The sequence below is a fragment of the Olsenella sp. An293 genome (genome assembly GCF_002159495.1).
Lineage (GTDB): Bacteria > Actinomycetota > Coriobacteriia > Coriobacteriales > Atopobiaceae > Thermophilibacter.
In genome coordinates, this window is sequence record NZ_NFIT01000006.1 from 146,035 (window position 1) to 152,121 (window position 6,087).

At 66.9% G+C, this 6,087-nt stretch carries 5 protein-coding genes; 4 read left to right on the forward strand and 1 reads right to left on the reverse strand.

What is annotated here, in order from left to right:
- Positions 1-171 precede the first annotated feature (171 nt).
- Positions 172-2,043 carry a PTS mannitol transporter subunit IICBA gene (locus tag B5F85_RS05685; RefSeq protein WP_204204652.1) on the reverse strand — a complete coding sequence of 624 codons (1,872 nt, stop codon included), beginning with the start codon at positions 2,041-2,043 and terminating at the stop codon, positions 172-174.
- A gap of 279 nt (positions 2,044-2,322) precedes the next feature.
- Here B5F85_RS05685 and pfkB point away from each other — a divergent pair, with 279 nt between their 5' ends.
- From pfkB to B5F85_RS05705, 4 genes are all read left to right on the forward strand, one after another.
- The gene (pfkB, locus tag B5F85_RS05690; RefSeq protein ID WP_087315244.1) at positions 2,323-3,252 is read left to right on the forward strand and encodes a 1-phosphofructokinase; all 930 of its coding nucleotides are present in this window, start codon (positions 2,323-2,325) and stop codon (positions 3,250-3,252) included.
- A gap of 60 nt (positions 3,253-3,312) precedes the next feature.
- The gene (locus tag B5F85_RS05695) at positions 3,313-4,578 is read left to right on the forward strand and encodes a zinc-binding dehydrogenase (protein ID WP_087315246.1); all 1,266 of its coding nucleotides are present in this window, start codon (positions 3,313-3,315) and stop codon (positions 4,576-4,578) included.
- Positions 4,579-4,670: 92 nt separating this feature from the next.
- A complete protein-coding gene (locus B5F85_RS10860) occupies positions 4,671-5,186 on the forward strand; it encodes a helix-turn-helix domain-containing protein (RefSeq protein WP_087315267.1) in 516 nt (171 codons plus the stop codon).
- 41 nt (positions 5,187-5,227) lie between these two features.
- The gene (locus tag B5F85_RS05705; RefSeq protein ID WP_239386724.1) at positions 5,228-6,046 is read left to right on the forward strand and encodes an IS3 family transposase; all 819 of its coding nucleotides are present in this window, start codon (positions 5,228-5,230) and stop codon (positions 6,044-6,046) included.
- Positions 6,047-6,087: the final 41 nt, after the last annotated feature.

Here is a 6,087-nt window from a genome sequence, read left to right on the forward strand (position 1 = left end):
AGGGTATGTACACCGACCCGAAGGCACGTTCTTCTCGGCAACGCCCTGACCTGCGGGTTTACAGCCCGCACTTGATGGCGGGGTGTACATACCCTCAGAGGGCGGTGTACATACCCTCGGGACGGTACGGGACGGGCGGCACGAGTGGGACAAACACCTCCGGGGTGTCTGTCACGCGCGGCCGGAGAGGACGCTCACGACCCAGTCCACGTCGTCGGTCGTCTTCATCTTCTCGAGCACCGCCTCGTCCTCGAGGATTCGGCAGATGTTGGCGAGGACCTCGAGGTGTTCCTCTCCCCTGCCGGCGATGCCGAAGACGAGCTGGGCGCGCTCGTCGCCCCAGGGGACGCCCTCGGGGTACTGCTGCAGCACCACGCCGGTCCGCTCGACGGCGTCCTTGGCCTCGTTGGTGCCGTGCGGGATGGCGATGCCCATGCCGATGTAGACGCTCGTGAGGCGGTCGCGCTCGACCATGGCGTCGACGTAGGGCCGCTCGACGCAGCCGCGCTCGACGAGCAGGGCGCCGGAGGCGCGGATGCAGCTCTCGCGGTCGACGGGGGCCAGGCCCAGCTGGACGTCGGCGGCGGTGATGGCGAGGCTCGGGCGGTCGTCGGCCTCGGCCTGCTGGGCGGGCGCCGGGGCGGGCGTGGTCTCCATGAGCTCGGAGGCGTGGGAGATCTGCGTGAGCGCCTTGTAGAGCGCGTCGAGCGCCGGGTCGTCGAGGAAGTTGTCGATGGTCACGATCTGGGCCTGCGGGGCGCTCTTGCGGGCGCGCTCCGAGAGCACCCGCTGGCAGACGACGATGCTCGCGTCCCCGGGGACGGTGTCGACGCTCGAGTGCTCGACGGTGAGGTCGGGGCGCTCCGCCTTGACGCGGTTGCGGAAGCGGGTGGCGCCCATGGCGGAGGAGCCCATGCCGGCGTCGCAGGCAAAGACGATCTTGCCGCCCTGGGTGTCGGAGATGACGGCCGCCTCGGCGGAGCCCTTCATCTCGCGCATCTGTTGGCTCGCCTGGTCGAGGTCGGCCACGGCCATCGAGCGCACGAGCGGCACGGCGATGGCAAAGGAGACGCCCGCGGCGATGGCCACGCCGGCGAGATTCACGAGCAGCAGGTCGGAGGGCGTCATCGAGAGGAACGCGATGATCGAGCCCGGGGAGGCGGCGGAGGTGAGGCCGGCGCCGGTGAAGCTGTACCACGCGATGGCGCACATGTTGCCCACGATCGGCGCGACGATGACCTTGGGATTCATGAGCACGTACGGGAAGTAGATCTCGTGGATGCCACCAAAGAAGTGGATGATCACCGCGCCCGGGGCGGACTGACGGGTCTTCGCGTCCTTGCAGAAGAAGCAGTACGCGAGAAGGACGCCGAGGCCCGGGCCGGGGTTGGCCTCGAGCATGTACATGATGGAGCGCCCCGTGGCCTCGGCCTGCGCGATGCCGATGGGCGTGAAGATGCCGTGGTTGATGGCGTTGTTGAGGAAGAGCACCTTGGCGGGCTCGATGAAGATGGCGAGCAGCGGCATGAGGCCGTACTGCATGAGGATCTGCACGCCGCCCATGAGCACGGCGAGGATGGTGGTCATGATCGGGCCGATGGCGATGTAGCCGAGCATCGCGAGCAGCATGCCGATGATGCCCACCGAGAAGTTGTCGATCAGCATCTCGAAGCCCGCGGGCGTGCGGCCCTCCATGAACCGGTCGAACAACTTGACGACCCAGCCGGCGAACGGGCCCATGACCATGGCGCCCATGAGCATGGTGGTGTCGGGGGCTCCCGCGATGCAGCCGATGACGGCGATGGCGCCGGCGATGCGACCGCGGTCGCCGCCGGTGAGGTATCCGCCCTGGGCGGCGATGAGCACGGGGATGAGATAGCTGAGCATGGGCGTGGCGATGCTCGCGAACTGCTCGTTGGGCAGCCAGCCCGTCGGGATGAACAGGGCGGTCAGAAAGCCCCAGGCGATGAAGGCGCCGATGTTGGGCATGACCATGCCGCTGAGGAACTTGCCGAACTTAGAGAGACCTTCTCTGATCGACATCGGTCCCTCCTTCCTAAGACCCGTCGCAACGGGTCGACGCGTTGAACAGGATGGGCTGCGCCCGTGACTTTTGTTTCAACGGTTGTCATTCTAAGGTTTTGTTTCGATAGTTCTTCTCGGTTTCTTGAATTGCCGTTAAACGGCATATTTTAGGGTGTGAACGGTGTGGTTTCTGCCATTTTTCCTTTTGTATTGACAGCTCAAGTATTGTCGTTATGATGACTCTTGACTTTTGTTTCGACAGTTTTAGCGAGAAGGACAGAAGAAAGGAGCAACCCGATGATCTACACCGTCACGCTGAACCCGGCGCTCGACAAGACGGCGCGGGTCCCGGACTTCACCCTCGACGAAGTCAACCGCATCACGGAGCTTCGCGTGGACCCGGGCGGCAAGGGCATCAACGTATCGAAGGTGATCGCGAAGCTCGGCGGGACGAGCCGCGCCGTCGCGCTACTGGGAGGGTCGGTCGGCGAGAAGATCTCCTCGATGCTCGCCGAGGCCGGAATCGACGTGTGGGCCTTCGAGGCAAACGGGGAGACCCGCACCAACCTCAAGGTCGTCGACGAGAAGCTCGGTACCTACACCGACATCAACGAGCCGGGCCCCGAGGCCACCGTGTCGCAGCTCGACGCGATGCTCGGGGGGCTCGCCCAGGGCCTCATGTCCGGCGACATCGTCGTGCTCTCGGGAAGCCTTCCCAAGGGCGCCCCGGTCGCGACCTACGCCGCCTGGGGCCGCGCCTGCGCCAAGGCGGGCGCGAAGGTCTTCCTCGACGCCGACGGCGACGCGCTCACCCGCGGGCTCGACGCGTCGCCCTTCCTCGTGAAGCCCAACGAAGCCGAGCTCGAGCGCCTCTGCGGCAAGAAGCTCCACGACGAGCGGGAGGTGGCCGTCGTGGCGAGAAAGCTCGTGGACGCCGGGGTGTCCCGCGTGGTCGTCTCCATGGGTGGCCGGGGCGCCGTGCTCGTGGAGGGCGAGCGCGTCCTTCTCGCCCGCTCTCCCAAGGTGCGCGTGGGATCGACGGTCGGCGCCGGGGACTCCGTGGTCGCCGCCCTCGCCTTTGCCGAGGAGCGCAGCATGGGGCTCGACGAGACCGCGCGCCTGGCGATGGCCACCGGCGCCGCCAATGTCATGCAGTCCGGCACGCAGGCCGCCGAGCGAGAGCTCGTGGACTCGCTTCTCGACAAGGTCTCGCTCGAGGAGCTCTAGGGCACCGCAGGTTGACAAAAGAACCTGACGACATTGTCAACATCACAGAGAGGAACCATCATGAAGGCAAAGGCAGTGCGTCTCCACGCGGCTAACGACCTGCGTCTGGAGGAGTTCGAGCTTCCCGCGATCAAGGACGACGAGGTGCTCGTGAAGGTCGTCTCCGACAGCATCTGCATGTCCACGTACAAGTGCGCCACGCTCGGCGTCGACCACAAGCGCGTGCACGAGGACGTGGCCGTACACCCCGCCATCATGGGCCACGAGTTTGCCGGCGACATCGTGGAGGTGGGCGCCAAGTGGGCCGACCGCTTCAAGCCCGGCATGAAGTTCACCATCCAGCCCGCCCTCAACTACAAGGGCACCATGTGGAGCCCGGGCTACTCCTACGAGTTCTGCGGCGGCGACGCCACCTACTGCATCCTGCCGGCCGAGGTCATGGAGTGCGACTGCCTGCTCGAGTACACCGGCGAGGCGTACTACCAGGCGTCGCTCGCCGAGCCCATGAGCTGCTCGATCGGCGCCTTCCACGCCGCCTACCACACGCAGATGGGCGTCTACACCCACGAGATGGGCATCCGCGAGGGCGGCAAGCTCGCCATCGTGGCCGGCGCGGGCCCCATGGGCCTGGGGGCGCTCACCTACGCCCTGCACTGCGACCGTCGCCCGGCGCTGGTGTGCGTGGCCGACATCAACCAGGAGCGCCTGGACCGCGCCGCGGAGCTCTTCCCGCCCGAGGAGGTCAAGGCCGAGACGGGCATCGACCTCGTCTTCATCAACAACGGCGCCTACGAGGACCAGGTGGCGGCGCTGCGCGAGGTCTCTGGCGGCACCGGCTTTGACGACGTGCTCTGCTACGCCCCGGTCGCCCCGGTGGTCACGCTCTCCGACGCGATCCTGGGCCGCGACGGCTGCCTTAACTTCTTTGCCGGCCCCACCGACAAGAACTTCTCGGCGAAGATGAACTTCTACGAGGTGCACTACGGCTCCCACCACGTGATGGGCACCACGGGCGGCAACACCGACGACATGGTCGAGTCGCTCGAGCTCACGGCTGCCGACCGCATTGACCCCTCCGTCATGGTCACCCACGTGGGAGGCCTCGACGCGGCCGCCCAGACCACGCTCGAGCTGCCCAAGATCCCGGGCGGCAAGAAGCTCATCTACACGCATGTGAGCATGCCGCTCACGGCGCTCGAGGACCTGCGCGCCAAGGCCGACGAGGACGAGCGCTACGCCGGCCTCGCCGACATCGTCGAGGCCAACCGCGGACTCTGGTGCCCGGCCGCCGAGCGCTACCTGCTCGAGCACTGGACCGAGGCCTAGGCCATTAGAGCCCCCTGGGCGCACGGCAGGCGCCCCCGGACGTCGCTGAACTGCCTCCCATTTCTTGGACAACGAGAAATGGGAGGTTTTTCATGGCGCAGGACATGAGGGTCAAATACGATGTTGCCCTGAGAAGGAAGGCTGCCGACCTCTTCGGCAGGGGGCTCGGCTACCGTGCCGTGTCGACCGAGCTCGAGATACCCAGGAGGACGGCGAAGGGGTGGCAGCGCAGGTTCCGCGCCACCGGAGCGGAGGGGTTGCTCGACGTGGGCGGCTCGCAGTACAGATACAGCTTCGAGACGAAGCTGGCCGCCGCGAGGGCGGTGGTCGAGGAGGGGGCCACGAGGTCCGAGGCGATGGCGCGCTTCGGGGTCAGGTCCGAGGCGCCGATCTCGAAGTGGGTGAAGTCCTACCGGGAGGGCGGCGAGGAGGCGCTCCGGCCGAAGCCGAAGGGCAGGCCCAGGGGGTCGGGCTCGAGGGCGGCGCCGATGACGCGCGAGCAGGAGCTCGAGCGCGAGGTCAGGCGGCTCGAGGCCGAGGTGGCGTACCTAAAAAAATCGATAGCCCTGAAGGCGGAGCTTCGCTCCCGAGCCGGGAGAAGGCCCTAGCGGTCGCCGAGCTTTCAGGGCTGGGCCACGGCCTCGACGACCTGCTGCGCGCCGCCGGGCTCGCCAGGTCCACCTACTACTACGCGCTCGCTCACCCGAAGAAGCCGACCAGGCCGGAGCTCCGGCCGCGGGTCGCCGAGATCTTCGGCAGGCTCCCCAACGGCGTGGGCCACCGGCAGATAGCGATGGAGCTGAGGGCGGTCGACGGCGAGCGGATAGCGGACAAGACGGTGCTCAAGATGATGCGCGAGATGGGGCTGCGCTGCGGGATCAGGCGCGAGACCGACTACCACAGGTACAGCTCGTACAAGGGGGAGGTCGGCGAGACCTTCGAGAACGTGCTCGGCCGGGACTTCGCCGCCGACGGCCCCTGGCAGAAGATGGGCACCGACGTCACCGAGTTCAAGCTCTCCTTCGGCAAGGCCTACCTCGCCCCGGTCTACGACTTCGGCAGCAAGGAGATCGTGGCGCACTCGATCTCGGAGCGCCCCGACCTCGCCCAGCAGGAGGAGATGCTCGCCATGCTCGTGGCGGCAAAGCCCGAGGGGACGGCACCGGTCCTGCACTCGGACATGGGGTGGCAGTACCAGCACGCGACGTACGTCGAGGCCCTCGCGGAGAACGGCTTCGTGCAGAGCATGTCGCGCAAGGGCAACTGCATCGACAACGGCGCGACCGAGCAGGTCTTCGGACACATCAAGGACGAGTTCTTCCGCGGTCGCGACTGGGGGACGTTCGAGGAGTTCAAGCGCGACCTCGAGGCCTACATTCACCACTGGAACAATACGAGGCGGCAGGTCAAGCTGAAGGGCCTGACCCCGGTCGAGTTCCGGGAGCAGGCCCTTCGGGAGGCCGCCTAGCGGTTATGATTTAGCGCGTCCAAGTTCTGGGGCGCAGTTCA